20 protein-coding genes are annotated in these 17,066 nt (G+C 62.3%); 11 read left to right on the forward strand and 9 right to left on the reverse strand.

The window, feature by feature from the left end; translation table 11 throughout:
* Nucleotides 1-385: 385 nt before the first annotated feature.
* The 10 genes from lepB to M1L53_RS00845 all read left to right on the forward strand — a co-directional run bounded on the left by lepB (nt 386) and on the right by M1L53_RS00845 (nt 8,660).
* Nucleotides 386-1,126 carry a signal peptidase I gene (gene lepB, locus M1L53_RS00800; RefSeq protein WP_054187514.1) on the forward strand — a complete coding sequence of 247 codons (741 nt, stop codon included), beginning with the start codon at nt 386-388 and terminating at the stop codon, nt 1,124-1,126.
* Nucleotides 1,127-1,235: 109 nt separating this feature from the next.
* Entirely contained in the window at nt 1,236-1,589 is a 354-nt protein-coding gene (locus M1L53_RS00805) for a glyoxalase superfamily protein (protein WP_003942961.1), read from the forward strand.
* A gap of 55 nt (nt 1,590-1,644) precedes the next feature.
* Nucleotides 1,645-2,694 (forward strand): saccharopine dehydrogenase family protein, encoded by a 1,050-nt coding sequence (locus M1L53_RS00810; protein WP_054187515.1) that lies wholly within the window; start codon nt 1,645-1,647, stop codon nt 2,692-2,694.
* Complete coding sequence (locus M1L53_RS00815; protein ID WP_003943180.1) at nt 2,691-3,275, forward strand: TetR/AcrR family transcriptional regulator; 585 nt, start codon at nt 2,691-2,693, stop codon at nt 3,273-3,275. The genes M1L53_RS00810 and M1L53_RS00815 overlap by 4 nt, the downstream gene beginning before the upstream one ends.
* Nucleotides 3,276-3,296: 21 nt before the next feature.
* Nucleotides 3,297-3,923: an SMI1/KNR4 family protein gene (locus M1L53_RS00820; RefSeq protein ID WP_054187516.1), complete on the forward strand. Its 627-nt coding sequence runs from the start codon at nt 3,297-3,299 to the stop codon at nt 3,921-3,923.
* Complete coding sequence (galT, locus tag M1L53_RS00825) at nt 3,920-5,020, forward strand: galactose-1-phosphate uridylyltransferase (protein ID WP_054187517.1); 1,101 nt, start codon at nt 3,920-3,922, stop codon at nt 5,018-5,020. The genes M1L53_RS00820 and galT overlap by 4 nt, the downstream gene beginning before the upstream one ends.
* Nucleotides 5,020-6,150, forward strand: coding sequence for a galactokinase (galK, locus tag M1L53_RS00830; RefSeq protein ID WP_054187518.1), 1,131 nt, complete (start codon nt 5,020-5,022; stop codon nt 6,148-6,150). Before galT ends, galK begins: the two co-directional genes overlap by 1 nt.
* A gap of 119 nt (nt 6,151-6,269) precedes the next feature.
* The gene (locus tag M1L53_RS00835) at nt 6,270-6,719 is read left to right on the forward strand and encodes an Rrf2 family transcriptional regulator (RefSeq protein WP_042446409.1); all 450 of its coding nucleotides are present in this window, start codon (nt 6,270-6,272) and stop codon (nt 6,717-6,719) included.
* A 31-nt stretch (nt 6,720-6,750) separates the two neighbouring features.
* Nucleotides 6,751-7,944 (forward strand): globin domain-containing protein, encoded by a 1,194-nt coding sequence (locus M1L53_RS00840; protein WP_054187519.1) that lies wholly within the window; start codon nt 6,751-6,753, stop codon nt 7,942-7,944.
* Between the two features lie 92 nt (nt 7,945-8,036).
* Nucleotides 8,037-8,660, forward strand: a complete 624-nt coding sequence (locus tag M1L53_RS00845) for a LysE family translocator (protein WP_007730629.1) — start codon at nt 8,037-8,039, stop codon at nt 8,658-8,660.
* A 2-nt stretch (nt 8,661-8,662) separates the two neighbouring features.
* Here the strand turns inward: M1L53_RS00845 and paaK are convergent, their stop codons facing one another.
* The 9 genes from paaK to M1L53_RS00890 form a co-directional block, all read right to left on the reverse strand.
* The gene (gene paaK, locus M1L53_RS00850) at nt 8,663-9,964 is read right to left on the reverse strand and encodes a phenylacetate--CoA ligase PaaK (protein WP_054187520.1); all 1,302 of its coding nucleotides are present in this window, start codon (nt 9,962-9,964) and stop codon (nt 8,663-8,665) included.
* Between the two features lie 41 nt (nt 9,965-10,005).
* The gene (gene paaE / locus M1L53_RS00855) at nt 10,006-11,085 is read right to left on the reverse strand and encodes a 1,2-phenylacetyl-CoA epoxidase subunit PaaE (RefSeq protein ID WP_054187521.1); all 1,080 of its coding nucleotides are present in this window, start codon (nt 11,083-11,085) and stop codon (nt 10,006-10,008) included.
* A gap of 4 nt (nt 11,086-11,089) precedes the next feature.
* The gene (gene paaD / locus M1L53_RS00860; RefSeq protein WP_047269445.1) at nt 11,090-11,548 is read right to left on the reverse strand and encodes a 1,2-phenylacetyl-CoA epoxidase subunit PaaD; all 459 of its coding nucleotides are present in this window, start codon (nt 11,546-11,548) and stop codon (nt 11,090-11,092) included.
* 65 nt (nt 11,549-11,613) lie between these two features.
* Nucleotides 11,614-12,531, reverse strand: a complete 918-nt coding sequence (gene paaC / locus M1L53_RS00865) for a 1,2-phenylacetyl-CoA epoxidase subunit PaaC (RefSeq protein WP_054187522.1) — start codon at nt 12,529-12,531, stop codon at nt 11,614-11,616.
* Between the two features lie 28 nt (nt 12,532-12,559).
* Nucleotides 12,560-12,877 (reverse strand): 1,2-phenylacetyl-CoA epoxidase subunit PaaB, encoded by a 318-nt coding sequence (paaB, locus tag M1L53_RS00870; RefSeq protein WP_007730622.1) that lies wholly within the window; start codon nt 12,875-12,877, stop codon nt 12,560-12,562.
* Nucleotides 12,874-13,842 (reverse strand): 1,2-phenylacetyl-CoA epoxidase subunit PaaA, encoded by a 969-nt coding sequence (gene paaA, locus M1L53_RS00875; RefSeq protein ID WP_054187523.1) that lies wholly within the window; start codon nt 13,840-13,842, stop codon nt 12,874-12,876. Before paaA ends, paaB begins: the two co-directional genes overlap by 4 nt.
* 92 nt (nt 13,843-13,934) lie before the next feature.
* Nucleotides 13,935-14,720 (reverse strand): enoyl-CoA hydratase-related protein, encoded by a 786-nt coding sequence (locus tag M1L53_RS00880; RefSeq protein WP_029256503.1) that lies wholly within the window; start codon nt 14,718-14,720, stop codon nt 13,935-13,937.
* Between the two features lie 27 nt (nt 14,721-14,747).
* A complete protein-coding gene (locus M1L53_RS00885; RefSeq protein WP_007730617.1) occupies nt 14,748-15,605 on the reverse strand; it encodes a 3-hydroxyacyl-CoA dehydrogenase family protein in 858 nt (285 codons plus the stop codon).
* The gene (locus M1L53_RS00890) at nt 15,602-16,330 is read right to left on the reverse strand and encodes an enoyl-CoA hydratase/isomerase family protein (RefSeq protein WP_007730615.1); all 729 of its coding nucleotides are present in this window, start codon (nt 16,328-16,330) and stop codon (nt 15,602-15,604) included. Before M1L53_RS00890 ends, M1L53_RS00885 begins: the two co-directional genes overlap by 4 nt.
* A gap of 107 nt (nt 16,331-16,437) precedes the next feature.
* Between M1L53_RS00890 and M1L53_RS00895 the strand changes: the two genes are divergently transcribed.
* Nucleotides 16,438-17,049: a TetR/AcrR family transcriptional regulator gene (locus tag M1L53_RS00895; protein WP_007730612.1), complete on the forward strand. Its 612-nt coding sequence runs from the start codon at nt 16,438-16,440 to the stop codon at nt 17,047-17,049.
* Nucleotides 17,050-17,066 lie beyond the last annotated feature (17 nt).

Genomic DNA, 17,066 nt, shown 5'->3' on the forward strand with positions numbered 1-17,066 from the left:
GATTGTCCCCCAAACATCAGGTTTTCGTGCGGTCAATCCAGGTTCGAGAGAAATTGCCCGGAAGTACAGTCGTCCTTACGAGGCGCTGTCTCGCACCGACGCTTCAGTGGGAGAATGCCCATCTCTCGCAAAAGATTGTGCCAATCGATCAACAGAGGCGCCGGCGTGCTGCACGCTTGAATCTCGGAGAGTTGTTCAACCTGCTTCTGCGAAAGGTATTCGTCGGCACGATGTTTGGGTCAGGACTGCGCGGATTGCCGATCTCGACCGGATCTTCGCGCGTGATGTGATCCAATTCCGAAGCATGTCAGCCGACAGACAGACCCACGAACCGAGAAGATTCGTATCGGGCCGACGAGTGGTTGCGCCATCTATTGTCGGGAGTGTGACGGAATCCGACGCCCACGAGGACTCGACCGACTCCACTGAATCGGCAGTGGCCGATCACCCGAGGAAACGTCCGCTGTGGCGTGAGATTCTGATCCTCGTTGTCGTCGCACTTGTCCTGAGTGTTGTCATTCAGAACTTCGTCGGACGCATTTTTCTGATCCCGTCGGAGTCCATGGAACCGACACTTCACGGCTGCACCGGCTGCACGGGAGACAAGATCTTCGTCGACAGAATCAGCTATCGATTCGGGGATCCGCAACCTGGGGATGTGGTCGTGTTCAAGGGACCCGAGTCCTGGAACGACGAGTACAAATCCATTCGATCCGACAATTCGATTGTTCGCGCGTTTCAGGGACTCGGGTCCATCGTCGGCTTGGTCCCGCCGGACGAAAACGACCTCGTGAAGCGGGTAGTCGCGGTCGGTGGCCAAACCGTACAGTGCCTGTCCGAGGAAGAGGGGCTTCGGGTGAACGGCAAGCCGCTGACCGAACCGTACCTCGACAAGCGCATTCCGGGCAACGATACCTCTTGTCAAGGAAAGTATTTCGGGCCGGTCACGGTTCCCGACGGGAACCTGTGGGTGATGGGCGACAACCGCGCCCATTCGAAGGATTCACGTTTCCATCTCGATGACGAACACAGTGGAACGGTGCCGATCGACAATGTCATCGGCAAGGTTCAATTGATCGTCCTTCCCTTCTCACGGTGGGGAACTGTGAGCTCGTTCGATCCGTAGTGACAGATCGAATCAACCAGGCGGCCCGCATCTTCGGACGGCACAGTCGACATGGCTCCGCTTTCGGACGATCATCGAGCGCATCTGTTACCGAGGGTAGGAGAACCACATGCGCGCTCGACGCATCACCGCCAATCTCAAAGTCGCCGATGTCGGAACCGCCAAGAGCTTCTACTCCGACTTTCTCGGCCTGAGCACCGAAGAGTTCAACATGGGGTGGGTCGCTCGCTACACCTCTCCCGACACCGGCGCGAACGTACAGCTCGTCACGCACGACGCCACTGCAGCCGAGGACTCGGTCATCTCAGTCCACACGGACGACGTCGACGGCGCCTACGAAGAGGCCCGCAGGCTCGGCTACGAAATCGTGCACCCCATAACGACCGAAGAGTGGGGTGTTCGCCGATTCCTCGTCCGGGCACCCGATGGCAACGTCGTCAACATCGTGCGACACCGGGACTGAGCAGCGGAAAGAACCCCATTCGACGTTTTAGGTCATTTGACCTAGAGTTAGGTGCATGACCGATTCATTGCAGTATTCAGCCGACGGCCCGATCCTCGTGGCCGGCGGATACGGAACCGTGGGCAGCGCCCTGACAGCGTTGCTCGCCCCCGACTTCCCACTACTCCTCACCGGACGCACCCCCGAGCGAGGCGACGAACTGGCCGGCCGTCACGGCGCTTCCGTCCGCCGCTGGGACCTCCTCGACCCGACACCCTTCGGCGCGTCCGTACGCGCGGTCGTGTCGACGGTCAACGATCCCCACGATCGTGTCCTGTCCGCCGCCGTCGAGGCGGGCATTCCGTACGTGGACATCACCCGCTGGACAACCCGCGTCGCTCGCGCCGCCACTCTGGCGGGTCAGAAGTCGCCGAGCGCACCGGTGTACCTGTCGTCCGGATGGATGGGCGGAGTCACCAATATCGTCGCCGCAGCGCTGGCCGAGGAACTGGGTGGCGCGAGCACGATCGACGTCTCGATTCGCTACGACGTCAACGACATTGCCGGGCTGGACTCCGTCGACTTCATCGATCGGCTCGGGCAGGATTTCGAGGTGATGCAGCAAGGAAACCCGATCACCGTCAGCCCGTTGACGGATACACGCTGGGTCGACTTCCCCGGATCGCGCACCAAGGTCGGAAGAATCGACACTCCGGAACAATTCACGTTCCCCATGACCTTGGGCGCCGAAACTGCCAGCACTCGAATAGGTTTCAGTTCGGATGCATCCACAACTGCGCTGCTCGCCGCCAAGAAGGTGGGTCTGTTCCGTTGGGGTCGCGGCGACCGCTTCACACCGCTACGACGCGGACTCCTGTACTCGCCGGGCAAGGGCGGGAGCGCGCAAGTACGCATCGATGTCACCGGCCCGAGCGGCACGACAAGCGCGACAATCGTCGACCGGCAGGGCCAGGCTCACCTCACCGCGGTGGGCGGCGCGCTGGCCGTCAGACGAGCTTTGGCCGACGATGCCCGGCCTGGAGTCACTTTCCCCGAATCGCTTCCGAACCCTCGCCGCACCGTCTCCGAGTTGGAGAGCTTCGGGGTGGCAGTATTGCGACCATGACCCTCTCCAAGGGCGCCGCCCGTGCGGCAGCACTTCTCGACGCAGCAGAACAGGTCCTCACTACTCAGGGCAATGCCAACTCGGCAATGCGCGATTTCGCAGCCGCGGCCGGAGTGCGGGTAGGACATCTGCAGCACTACTACCCCACCCGTGCAGATCTGATACGCGCAGTGATGTCACGTGCATTGACCCGCTCACTGGATCGCCTTGCCGTCGTCCCCGATACGGATCAGAGCCTTTCCCGCGAGGAATCCGAACACTTCATCGGAGTCCTGCTCGGAGAACAGGACGACCAGGCCACGGTGCGTCTGTACGTCGAAGTATGGGCCATTGCAGCGGCGGACCAAGAAGTCGCGGTCGTGCTTCGAGACTTCTACGCCCAGTACATCGCACACGTAGAGCGCGCAGTCGCGTGTGCACAACCGGAGCTGGATGCGGCGGAACTTGGCGCGACAGCGCAGACCATCGTGAGCCTGCTCGAGGGTTCCGCAATTCTCCGATCGGGAATCACCGGCCGAAAGTCCGAGGCTTCGGACCGAAAGCTCGTGGACACACTGCAGTACCTGATTCACGGGTCCTGACTCGGACGTATCGTAAAGCCCATGAGCGTTGCAAACGAATGGAGCCGAATCGAAGCGTGGTGCCGTACAAACGCACCGGTGACGGCTGCAGCGTTTCAACCAGGACTCGGTGACGCCGTTATCGAGGAATTCGAAGCCTCGACCGGCGTCACGTGGCCCCAGGAACTTCGCGACCTGTATCGGGTCCACAACGGCAGCCTGACCCACGACGACCGGACCGGCCTCTTTCTCGGCAGCGTGCTCCCGGACAAGTTCTTCTACCCCATAGACGTCGCAACCGAAGTTCGTCTCACTCTGCTCGAAACGTGGGACGAGACGATCTACGAGAATCCAGACCTCTACGCCGAGGACGAGATGGATCGACACGATCAACGCGACGCAGGCACTGCCGCAACCATGTTCATCCCCTCGTTCGTTCCCTTTGCCGGACTGGACGAGTACCACTACTTCGTGGACACCCGTAGCGGCGCACTCCACCATTGTGTGACCGAGTATGCCTCGGACGCCACTGACAACGGCGGTCCGATCTGGGCGTCCATCTCGGTAATGCTGGCCGCCCATGCCGTAGCGCTGGAAACAGGATCAACGATCGGAGTGTGGAAACCCGTTGTCAGCAAGGGTGTTCTGGAATGGGAAGTCGACGCATGACACCCAAGCAGGATCCGACCCGTCGCACCCTCGCCGACGGGCGTCAGATCTTCTACTTCGACGATGCCGGCAGTGCCCGCGCCCACTCTGCGCGAGATTCCCGCGAATTGCCGGCTCTCGACCACTCGTCTCGGATGAGATTCGACGTTCTCACCGGGGAGTGGATCACCATGGCTTCGCATCGCATGACACGGACACATCTCCCCTCCGCCGCCGAATGTCCATTGTGCCCGACCGACGAAACACGCACGCCCACAGAGATACCCGACGGAGACTACGACGTCGCGGTGTTCGAGAATCGGTTTCCGAGCTTTGCCGCGGCGCCTGAGGAAGCCATTGACAGTCCCGGAGACGGTGCGGGCGATCGCCCAGCGGCCGGTCACTGCGAAGTGATGTGCTTCTCGAGCGATCACACGGCGTCCGTCGCCGAGCTTCCACTCGAACGCATGCGCACGATTGTGGGCGCCTGGATTTCTCGGACCGAAGAGTTGTCGGCGGATCCGCTTGTGGAACAAGTGTTCTGCTTCGAGAACCGCGGCGAAGAAATCGGGGTGACACTCACCCATCCACACGGACAGATCTACGCATACCCGTATGTCACGCCACGCACCCGATCGATGCTGACGCAGGCGCACAAACACTTCGAGCGCACCGGTCGCTCACTACTCGCCGATGTTCTGGCGTTCGAGCGCGAGGACAAGGCCCGGTTGATCTACGACGGCGATCACTGGAGCGCCTACGTCCCGACCGCCGCACGATGGCCCATCGAGATTCACCTGGCACCGCACCGAGACGTCCCGGACCTTCCCTCGCTGAACGACCAAGAGCGCGAAGAGCTTGCGGTCGTCTACCAAGATCTCCTACGCCGTATCGATCGCTTCTATCCGGGCGTCGACCGGGTACCGTACATCGCGGCTTGGCACCAAGCTCCCGTCCGCATCAACCGACCTCTGGGCCGACTGCATCTTCAGCTGTTCTCGATCTTGCGCGCACCGGGCAAACTCAAATACCTCGCCGGGTCCGAGTCCGCCATGGGTGCCTGGGTGAACGACACCGTTCCCGAGGCAGTCGCGGCCCGTCTACGGGAGTTGAAATAGTGGATACCGCCTCGAACAATTCTGTGCTCCACCAGTTTCACGCCACCTACGGCTATCCGGCAACCGGAGTGTGGGCGGCACCCGGTCGAGTCAACCTGATCGGTGAACACACGGACTACAACGGTGGATTGTGCCTACCGGTCGCTCTCGAGCAGCGAACACTGGTTGCCGTCGCACTGCGCAGCGACGGGGTCGTCCGCGTGCACAGTCGGCAATCCGCCGAGACGTACACCGGGCCCCTCGGCGACATCGCCACAGGGTGGGCCGCCTACCCCACAGCCGTTCTGTGGTCTCTTGCGCGCAGAGGCCTCCCGATCGAAGGAATCGATCTTGCCGTCGACTCGTCGGTACCGGTCGGGGCCGGGCTGTCGAGCTCCGCTGCCCTCACCTGTTCGGTTGCGTTGGCCGTCAACGAACTTCATGATTCACCTTTCGCCCGCGATGAGCTGGTACAGGTGTGCATCCAGGCGGAGAACGACGGCGTCGGCGCACCGACCGGAGGGATGGATCAAACCATTGCCCTCTTTGCTCAGCCCTCGACTGCGCTCCTGCTGGACTGCCAGGACGGATCCACCGAACCCATACCTTTCGAACTCCACGGTGCAGGGTACGAACTGATCGCCATCGACACCCGGGTCAAACACTCGCTCGCAGACGGACAGTACGGAATGCGGCGCTCTCAATGCGTCGCTGCAGCAGCAGCTCTCGGCGTCGGCAGCTTGCGAGAGGCTACAGCAGACCAGGCCGAGACAGTGCGAGACCCGATCCTCCGGGCGCGGGCACGGCACGTCGTGACCGAGATCGAGAGGACGCGGAAGACCGCAGAACTTCTGCGCAGCAGCAGATTCAGTGACGTCGGCGAGCTGTTCGACAACTCGCACGCCTCGTTGCGCGACGACTTCGAGGTCTCGTGCGATGAACTCGACGTCGCCGTTGCCGCAGCACGACGCGGCGGCGCGATCGGTGCGCGGATGACCGGCGGCGGATTCGGAGGCTCAGCCATCGCGCTGGTTCCGGAAGGAAGCGGAGCGGAGGTCATCGCATCGGTGAGCCGCGACTTTGCGGCGCGAGGTTGGCGAGCACCACACTTTCTCGGCGTCGTTGCCGGGGGTTCGGCCGCCCGTCTCTGAGCGAACGGCACGTTCAGCGCACTGGAGGTGCCGAACGTACCGTTCGCCCTGGTTGGGGCACCTCGAGATCCCCCTCACATAAATAGTCATCTCAGATGCGAATTATGTAGGTTCAGATCATGCAACTGACGCAGTTCACCGATCTGGGATTGCGCGTCGTCATGCGGTTGGCCGTACTCGACGCGGATGCCTCCCCCAGCACTCGGGATGTTGCGCAGCAGCTCAACGTGTCGTACTCCCATGCCACCAAGGTGGTTACACGGCTCGGTGAGCTCGGCATCGTGACAACCAGGCGCGGCCGCGGCGGTGGGCTTTCCATCACCGAACTCGGCCGCACCGCCACCATCGGCTGGCTGGCCAGACGCCTCGAAGGCCCGGGTGAAGTCGTCGACTGCGAAGGCGACAAACCGTGCCCATTGCGCGGAGGTTGCCTCCTTCGAAGTGCGTTGCGCGACGCTCAGGAAGCGTTTTTCGTTTCACTCGACGCGGTCACGATCGAAGACGTCATCCGGCAGCCGTCCAAAACTGTCCTGCTACGCCTCACCACCCGGAGCGACGAAGCAGGCTGATCAATCGAATTTCGACCGAACGGAGCAGCTCATGCTTTCCCCACAGTCAACCGAGGTCATTCGCGCCACCCTTCCCGTGGTCGGCGCTGCCATCGGCGATATCACAACCCTGTTCTACCGCAGGATGTTCGACGCGCATCCTGAACTCGAACGCGATTTGTTCAATCGCGGCAATCAGAAGCAGGGCGAACAGCAGAAGGCTCTCGCCGGCGCCATCGCGGCATTCGCGACGCTTCAGCTCGAGCCGGACAGCGCCAAGGTCGATCTCATACTTTCACGTATCGCCCACAAGCATGCGTCGCTGGGAATCACGCCCGACCAGTACGCAATCGTGCACGAACACCTCTTTGCCGCGATCGTCGAAATACTCGGCGATGCAGTCACTCCCGACGTCGCAGCAGCCTGGGACGAGGTCTACTGGCTGATGGCGGAAACCCTCATCACGATGGAGCGTGGCCTCTACCAACTCGCCGGCGTGGACGCCGGTGACGTCTGGCGCACAGTCAGGATCAGTGAACGAGTTCTTCAGTCCGCCGACACCGTCTCACTGACGCTCACGTCGCTCGACGGCAGTGCACTCCCCACCTTCGCTCCCGGACAGTATCTTTCGGTCGGGGTTACGCTGCCCGACGGCGCCCGCCAGATCCGCCAATACAGCCTGTGTTCGATACCGAGCAGCGCAGACTGGCGGATCAGCGTCAAGCGAATCTCCGGAACTGCCGATGGCGAAGTGTCGAACTTCCTCTACAACAACGTATTCGAAGGTCAAGAACTCTCCGTCACCACACCTTTCGGTGATCTCACCATGCCGGACGACAACTCGCCGCTCCTGCTCGCGTCGGCCGGAATCGGTTGCACACCGATGATCGGGATGCTCAATCATCTCGTGGACACCGGCGCTGACCGTTCGGTATCTGTCATCCATGCGGATCGATCCATTGCGGATCACGCGCACCGCGCAGAACTCAGCACACTCGTCGACCAGATTCCCGCCGCAACCCTGCACCGTTGGTACGAGGATCTCGGCACGCACGTTGCGTTCGGATCGGTTCACGAAGGACGGGCGGATTTGCAAGGTATTGCAGTGGAGCCCGATACCCAAGCCTTCCTTTGCGGGCCGATGCCGTTCATGTTGGCGATGCGCGCATCGTTGCTCGAAAGGGACGTCCCGGCACAGAATATCCACTACGAGGTCTTCGGGCCCGACAGCTGGGCCAACACCTGAGCGGACCACTGCCTGCGAACTGGACCTTGGCGCGCGACTGCAAACCCTTGTGTACTCGACGAAACATACGCATCGAGTAGTGGGAGACCGACATGATCACGTCAGCGTCGATGACGGGAGTCGCGCTGATCGCCCTGGCGATGGTTCTGACACCGGGCCCCAACATGATCTATCTGGTGTCCCGCAGCATCAGCCAGGGCCGCCGGGCGGGTTTGATCTCGCTCGGCGGAGTCGCAACCGGTTTCCTGGTCTACCTCACCGCCACGTGTGCAGGGCTGACGGCGGTTCTCTTCGCCGTACCAACGGTGTTCACCGCGGTGAAAATCGGTGGTGCCCTGTACCTGGCCTATCTCGCCTGGTCGACACTCCGACCAGGTGGGAAGTCCGCTTTCGAGGTGGGCGAGGTCGACCGCCACGGTAGCGGCCGTCTGTTCGGGATGGGGTTGACCACCAATCTGCTCAATCCCAAGATTGCGCTGATGTACGCGGCCCTGATCCCCCAGTTCGTCGATCCCACTGCGGGTCCGGTCTGGCAACAGGCACTCGTACTCGGCGGCGTGCAGATCCTGGTCGCAGTCACCGTCAACGCGTTGATCGTGTGCTGTGCGGCAGCCGTGTCGACCTTCCTCATGGCGCGTCCGGTGTGGATGCGGGCTCAGAAATGGCTAGCTGGTGGCATTCTCGGAATCTTCGCCACCCGCATGGCCCTGGAGTAGTTTCAGTCCTTCGGACGTTGGTCGATCAGACGACGCGCTTTGCCGATCGAGCGTTCGAGTCCGCCGGGTTCGAGAACGCTCACCTCGACCGTGACACCGATCTTGTTCTTCACCAGCTTCTGCAACGCCGAAGACGCTGCCGCATGATCGGAAATTGCCGCGTCAGGACGAGCCTCGACGCGCACTGTCAGAGTATCCATCCGGCCCGGACGCTCCAGCACACACTGGAATTGGGGTGCCAGGGCGGGGACGGTCAGGATCAGCTCTTCGATCTGTGTGGGGAACAGATTGACCCCACGCAGGATGATCATGTCGTCGGTCCGGCCGGTGACCTTCTGCATCCGACGCATCGAGCGCGCCGTACCCGGCAACAGTCGGGTCAGGTCCCTGGTTCGGTAGCGAATGATGGGCAGCGCTTCCTTGGTGAGAGAGGTGAAAACCAGCTCACCTTCTTCACCGTCCGGCAGCACTTCGCCCGTGACCGGATCGATGATCTCCGGGTAGAAGTGGTCTTCCCAGATATGGAGCCCGTCTTTGGTTTCCACACATTCCATTGCCACACCCGGGCCCATGATCTCGGAGAGCCCGTAGATGTCGACCGCATGCATGTCGAGTTGCTGTTCCAGCTCGGTACGCATCTGTTCGGTCCACGGCTCCGCTCCGAAAACTCCCACCCTCAGTGAGGTCTTCGAGGGATCGATGCCTTTCTTGATCATCGCATCCACGATGGTCAACATGTACGACGGAGTCACCATGATGGCGTCGGGCTCGAAGTCCTCGATCAGTTGAATCTGCCGCTCGGTCATGCCACCGGACATGGGAATGACCAGGCAGCCCAAGCGCTCCGCACCGTAGTGTGCTCCCAACCCACCGGTGAACAGACCGTACCCGTAAGCCACGTGAACCTTGTCCGAAGACCGCACGCCGCCGGCCGAGAGACTGCGCGCGATGAGATCGGCCCAGTTGTTCAGGTCGTTGCTCGTGTACCCCACCACCGTCGGGCGACCGGTGGTCCCCGAAGACGCGTGAATTCGCGAGACCCGGTCCTGTGGCACCGCAAACATCTTGAACGGATAGTTCTCACGTAGATCCGCTTTGGTGGTGAAGGGAAACTTCGCGAGATCGCTCAGATCCTTCAAGTCGCTCGGGTGGACGCCGGCGTCGTCGAAAGCTTTGCGGTAGTGCGGAACATTGGTGTACGCGTGCATCAGGGACCATTGCATCCGCTCGAGTTGGAGCGTCGAAATGCGGTCCCGACTGGCAAATTCGATTTCTTGCGAAGTAGCAGTGACGAGTTCGGTCATGATTGTCTCCGGTGGGCTCAGTGAGGGCGCTGTGCGGGCGGTCAGGCGTCGAAATCGACTGTTATCTGTTCACCGACAGGGAAGGTCTGGCAGGTCAATACGAAACCCGCGTCGACTTCGTAGTCTTCGAGTGCGTAGTTCCTGCGCATCTCGACGTCACCGCAGGTGACCTTGGCGCGACACGTTCCACAGACCCCGCCCTTGCACGCGAAGGGCAGATCCGATCGGTACTGTTCCGCTGCATCGAGAATCGACTGGTCTCGCGGAAGTGTCGCGGTGGTCGATCGACCGTCGAGCGTGATGGTGACCTCGCTGCCTGGTCCCACAATTCCGGGCTCACGATGCACCGCGACCGGCGGCGCGACGTCGTCGACGTAGAACAGCTCGTGATGGATGCGATCCTTGGCAATTCCCAAGCCGGCCAGTACTTCCTGGGCGTCGTCGACCATCCCGAACGGACCACACAACCAGAAGCCGTCGACCTGGTCGCACGGAACGAGAGAGATGAAGATCTCGCGCAACCGGTCGGCGTCGAGACGGCCCGAGAACAACTCGACCTCGCGCGGCTCGCGAGAGAGAACATGAATAACGTCCAGGCGTGCACCGTACCGGTCCTTCAGGTCGGCGATTTCTTCGGCAAACATGACCGAACGGGTGCGCCTGTTCCCGTACAGCAGGGTGACATCGGCCTCGGGGTTCACCAGCAGTGTTGCAGCGATGGACAACATGGGCGTGATTCCGGAGCCCGCCGCGATCAGAACGTGCCGTCCACCCAATGCCGGATCGGCGACAAAATTGCCCGAAGGGCCCTGGACGTCGATTCGATCCCCGGCCTTGACGTCTCGCACCAACCAGGAGGAGAAGAGTCCGTCTGCCACTTCGCGAACCCCCACCCGTGGAGACGCCCCTACCGGTGCACAGATCGAGTAGGAGCGACGGTGTTCGACGCCGTCGATCATCCGCCGCAGTGTCAGTGACTGCCCGGCGCCGAAGTCGAATTGATCGGCGATATCGGCAGGCACGTCGAAGGTGACGGCAACTGCGTCGTCGCACAGTGATTCGACACCGGCGACCGTCAACGGGTGAAATGGTTTGTTCCGGTTCGTCGTTGCAGTACTCATCTGTTCAGATCTCCTTCACGTGATCGAACGGCTCGAGGCAGTCGAGGCAGCGATAGAGCGCTTTGCACAGGGTCGCACCGAATTCCGAACTCAGTCTGGTGTTTGCCGAACCGCACTGGGGGCACAGGATGTCGCGCGGCTTGGCCGTCAAGGTCAAGGCGATCGGGCCGGAGGTGCGACGCGGCGCGGCCCCCGGCACCGAGTACCCGGCCGTCCGAAGTTTCGCGAGCCCCTCTTCGCTGATCCAATCCGAACTCCAAGGCGGCGACAGTTGAGTCTTGATCTGGACGCTGCCGTACCCCGCGTCGGTCAGCTTGTGCTCGATGTCGTCTCGCATCGTCGCCATCGCCGGACACCCGGAATAGGTGGGAGTGATTGTCACACAGACCAAGTTCGCTTCGACGTCGACCGATCGGATGACGCCGAGATCGGCCAAGGTCAACAGTGGCATCTCCGGATCCATCACCGAGGCGACGATCTCCTGCGCCGAAGAGACAGTAGCGGAAGAGACGGTAGCGGCAGTCACGGTCACCACACCCCTTCCGGATGCTCCCGAGCGACGCTCTGCATTTCGGCGAGAAGTAGCCCCAGTGCCCCGGTGTGCAGTCCGGCACGCCCGCCGCGGCCGCCGACGAAACCGGAGAAACGCGAAGGGGGCTCTTCCATTTCGGCTGCATGGAGGACCTGGGCAAGAACAGCGTCGAACTCCGGCCGAACAGTACGCGGATCCACTCCGACGCCAACTTCTGCCAAAACGAGTTCGTCCTGGGTGGGAACAAAGAGTTCGTCCACGAACGGGAAGATCTCGAGCAGGGCCGCGGCAGTCCGACGCTTGGATTCTGCCGTGCCGGCGCCCAACGTGACGACCCATCTTGCCGCGTAGTCGCGGTGGTAGGTCAGTTCTTTGATGCCCTTGTTCGCCACAGCTGCGAGAACCGGATCGCGCGACATGCGCAGCCGATCGAACAGCGCCAGCCGCCAGGTCGAGAACACGAGTAGCCGAACGACCGTGTGCGCGAAGTCGCCGTTGGCGAGCTCCACCAGTCTCACGTTGCGGAAACCGAACTGATCACGAAAGAAGGCGAGCGCATCTTCGGCCGGCACCGGTGACGTATCGGAGATGAACGGAACCACAGTGGAATCGGCTGCTGCCGCGCGAGCCAGCAGCAGCCTGGCCTGCCCGATCAGATCCAGACCGACATTCGCGAGAGCTACCTCTTCTTCGAGTTCCGGTGCCCGCGTCGACCATTCGGCGAGGCGCTGCGAACTGACGAGCGCGTCGTCGCCGAGCATGAGGCAGTAGCGCGCCAGCGCACCGAGATCGACGTCATCCGGCACCGTGGTGTCGACTCCGGCGAGGGGGTCGTCGAAGCTGGTTCCGAACGCCCACTGACCGTGGCCGTCGCCGTCGACCAGGCCGTCGTAGGCACTGTCGTGATCGTTCATCTGTTGGTCCTCGAAGTCGAAGTGATTCTCACATGTGCGGAACGGAGTCCGGGATGTCGTAGAAAGTCGGGTGCCGGTAGACCTTGTCGCCGCTCGGCGCGAAGAACGGATCCTTTTCTGCCGGACTCGAAGCCACGATGTTCGCTGACGGCACGACCCAGATGCTCACGCCTTCGTTACGTCTGGTGTAGACGTCGCGCGCGTGGCGTAGGGCCATCTGATCGTCTGCCGCGCGCAGGGATCCGACATGCACGTGGTTCAGTCCGCGCTTTCCCCTCAGAAATACCTCGTACAAAGGCCATTCGCCCCGCACCTGATCGCGCTGTACCTGATCGTTCTCGCTCATGATGTTTCCCCAGTCGTGCGATCGTGCGCGAGTCTCTCGCGCTGTGCAAAGGCGTACGCGGCGTCGCGAACCCAGGCCCCGTTGTCGTGTGCGGCTTTCCGATTGGTGATCCGCTCGACGCTCGCCGCTCCGTTGCCGCGGACCACGTCCATGAATTCGCTCCAGTCCGGCTCGCCGAAATCGTGTGCGCCACGCTCGGGGTTCCAGCGCAGGTCGGGATCAGGGAAGGTCACACCGAGTATCTCGGCCTGCGGTATCGACATGTCCACGAATCGTTGCCGCAGTTCGTCGTTCGTGTGCCGCTTGATGCGCCACTTCATCGACTGCTCGGTGTTCGGCGATTCGTCGTCCGGCGGTCCGAACATCATCAGAGCGGGCCACCACCATCGGTCGACGGCTTCCTGCACCATTGCCCGTTGAGCGTCCGTGCCGCGCATCATCGTCGCCAACAGCTCGAAGCCTTGCCGCTGATGGAACGATTCCTCCTTGCACACACGGATCATCGCGCGCGCATACGGCCCGAAGGAGCTGCGGCACAGCGGAACCTGATTGCAGATAGCAGCTCCGTCGACCAGCCAGCCGATCACACCCACGTCGGCGTATGTCAGCGTCGGATAGTTGAAGATCGAGGAGTACTTCTGCTTTCCCTCGATCAGTTTGGTGGTCAGATCGCCACGATCGGCACCGAGCGTCTCGGCCGCGGAGTAGAGATACAGACCGTGCCCGGCTTCGTCCTGGACCTTCGCCATCAGGATCGCCTTGCGTCGCAACGAAGGCGCACGGGTGAGCCAGTTTCCCTCGGGCTGCATTCCGATGATTTCGGAGTGCGCATGCTGGGCAACCTGACGGATCAGAGTCTTGCGGTAGCCGTCCGGCATCCAGTCGCGAGGCTCGATGCGCTGGTCTGCCGCGATCGTCTCGTCGAACAGGTTCTGCAGGTCTTGTGGAGCTTCCACGTTGGTCATCGTACCTACCTTTTATTACCGAATGATCGGTTGGTAACTAGTATGCACCGAGGTGTCCCAGCACACAAGAGAATCTTTCGCCGCACCAGAAATCAGCGGCCCTCGAAAACCGGCTTCTGCTTCGACAGGAAAGCCGTGACTGCGCCTCGATGATCTGCCGTGGAACCCAGCTCCACCTGTGCGTTCGCCTCGGCCGCCAGCGTCTGGGAAAGCCCAGGAGCAACGGCACGGATCAGCGATTTCACGTGGGCGAAGGCCGCGGTGGGTCCGTCGGCAAGCCGACGCGCGAGTACCCGAGCCTCAGCTGCGACGTCCTCGTCGGCCACCACGCGATGAACCAAGCCCCACTCCAGCGCGCTCTGCGCGTCGAACTTGTCGCCGAGCAACATCAGGCCACTGGCGCGGCTAGGTCCGAGCGCGTGCACGAGCGCATGACTGAGCCCGGAGTCACTGGCCAGACCGATGCCGGTGAATGCCGTCGCAAAGCTCGCGCGAGCCCCCACGACACGGATGTCTCCGGCCAACGCGATTCCCAACCCGGCCCCGACGCAGGCTCCGCCGATACCCACCACCACCGGGACAGAGAGCGTCGACAGTGCCGTGACGATGGGGTTGTAGTGCGCCTCGACGGTATCCATCGCGTGCGCCGGATCAGCATCCAACGCTGCGGCGTGCTCGCCCAGATCCTGACCGACGCAGAAGTTCTTGCCTTCGGCGAGAATCAACACCGCTCGAACCTCTGCGTCCGCGTGGACCTGCAGCAACGCTTCGAGCAGCTGAGACTTCATTTCGCCGTTGACGGCATTGGCGGCCTTGGGTCGGTCGAGAGTGATTGTCGCCAAACCTCGCTCGATCTCCAAGCGAATCACGTCAGTCATCGATGTTCCTTTCGCAGGCAGTTCGGTTCAGCTCCATGTGTGAAAACCCTGTCCCGTCTTGCGCCCCAACTCGCCGCGAGCCACCTTCTCTCGCAGCAGTGCTGGAGGTGCAAATCGATCACCGAGCGTGCTCGCGAGGTGTTCGGCGATCGCCAGGCGCACATCCAACCCGACCAGATCTGTCGAACGCAGCGGGCCCATCGGATGCCGATACCCCAATTCCATTGCTCGGTCGATCGATTCCGCGTCCGCCACACCCTCTTCGAGCATGCGGATGGCTTCGAGCCCGAGACCGACACCAAGCCGGCTGGTTGCAAAACCAGGTGAGTCGTTGACGAGCACCTCGGCTTTGCCGAGCATCGACACCCATGCTCGTACCGAGTCGACAACCTCGGGGCGGGTCTGAGGCGCCCGGACGATCTCGACCAACAGCGACGCCGGGACTGGATTGAAGAAGTGCATACCGATGAACCGGCCCGGATCCGTCAGCGCTGCGCCGAGTTCGGCGATCGACATGGAACTGGTGTTGCTGGCGATCACGGTGCTTTCTCCGGCAACGGTTTCCGCAGCGGCGAGCACCTCGACCTTGAGGGCCGCAATTTCCGGGACCGCCTCGACGATCAGGTCGAGCGACGGCGGCAACGAGGTCACTGCGTCCACGGTGCTCACGCGCGCCAGCACCGTCGCGGGGTCCTGGTCGTCGAGTTTCCCTCGCTCGTGAGCTCTGTCGAGGCCGGCGGAAACACGCTGCAACGCGGCCGCGGTGTCGCCACTCTCCGCGATGGTGACCGCCCCGCCGAGACTGGCGAACACCTGGGCGATACCCGCACCCATGCGTCCACCGCCGATGACTCCGACGGTCTTCGGTGCAACTGCTTCAGTCATGATTTCTTCTCCAGGAAGGCCGTCATGCGATCGCGCTTGTCCGAACTCTCGAACAGGACGGCCTGGGCGATGTCGTCGGCAAACGGATGCGATCCCGGCGCATCGACGATGATCTTGGTCAATCGCAGTGCCAGCGGGGACAGTCGGGAAATGCGGTCGAGCAGCCGATGCGCTGCGTCGACGTGGCAGTTCGGTTCGGTTACCTCGACAACCAGGCCCGCTCGTAGCGCCTGCTCGGCGTCGAGGTTCCTGGCACCGAGGAGCACCTGCTTCGCGATCGAGACGCCGACGAGCTTCGGCAATCGATAGCTGGCGCCGGCGGCTGCCATTATGCCGAGATTGGGCTCCGGATTCCCGAAGACCGCCGTCGTTGTCGCGATGCGAATGTCGCAGGCGTAGGTCAACTCTGCCCCACCGCCGAGCGCGTAGCCGCTCACGGCGGCCACGGTGGGAAGCGGGAGCTTTCCGATTCGGTCGAACAGCGTGCGGTTGATACCCGCAAACGCTTCCTCTCGTCCGCGCTCTCGGAGCTCCGCGATGTCAGCGCCGCCTGCGAAGTGGTCGCCGCGCCCCGCAAGCAGGAGCAGCTTCGGATCCCGTTCGAGGCGTCCACAAACCTGATGCAGTTCGTCGATCATTTCCGCGTTGATCGCATTGCGTTGCGCGGGCCTGTCGAGGGTGACCACGACGCGATCCTCGCGCTCGTCCACGTGCAGGGTGTTCACATTCGCTCCTTCTCGCTCTTCTCCATTAGTAACCGAACATTCGGTCGTTTGGCAAGGGTGAGAACGAGGATGGTGCACAGCTTTGCCCGAACTGAGAAGATGGGGACATGACTACGGCACGCCCCACTCGACGCACCGGCCTCCCCGGACGTCCCGGCTACGACCTCGATTCGCTCCTGGCCGTGGCCGTGAAGGTGTTCAACGACAAGGGCTACGACGGCGCCAGCATGGAGGTGCTCGCCAAGAAACTCGGCATCACGAAGTCCTCGATCTACCACCATGTGTCCGGAAAGTCAGAACTTCTCGAACTCGCCCTTTCGCGTGCACTCAACGCCCTGTTTGCGGTCACGACCGAAGAGGGCGCCACCACCGGTCCGTACATCGACCGGCTCGAATACCTGGTCCGGCGCAGCGTAGAGGTGCTGGTCGCAGAGCTTCCATACGTCACCCTGCTCCTGCGCGTCCGCGGCAACACGACGGTCGAGCGCGCCGCGCTAGCTCGTCGACGCGAATTCGACAACTTCGTCGGAGGTCTCGTCGCGTCCGCCGCAGCGGAGGGAGACTTGCGCCCGGACATCGAACCAGCCCTCGCCAGCAAGCTGATGTTCGGCACCGTCAACTCACTGATCGAGTGGTACAAACCCCGAGCGGGTGAGTCCGTCTCCGACATCGCCGACGCGGTCGTCGCCGTCACTTTCGACGGACTTCGCAAGGCCTGACTCCAGGCAGTTCTGCC

The sequence above is a fragment of the Rhodococcus sp. T9N genome (assembly GCF_024436645.1).
GTDB classification, from domain to species: Bacteria; Actinomycetota; Actinomycetes; order Mycobacteriales; family Mycobacteriaceae; genus Rhodococcus_F; species Rhodococcus_F qingshengii.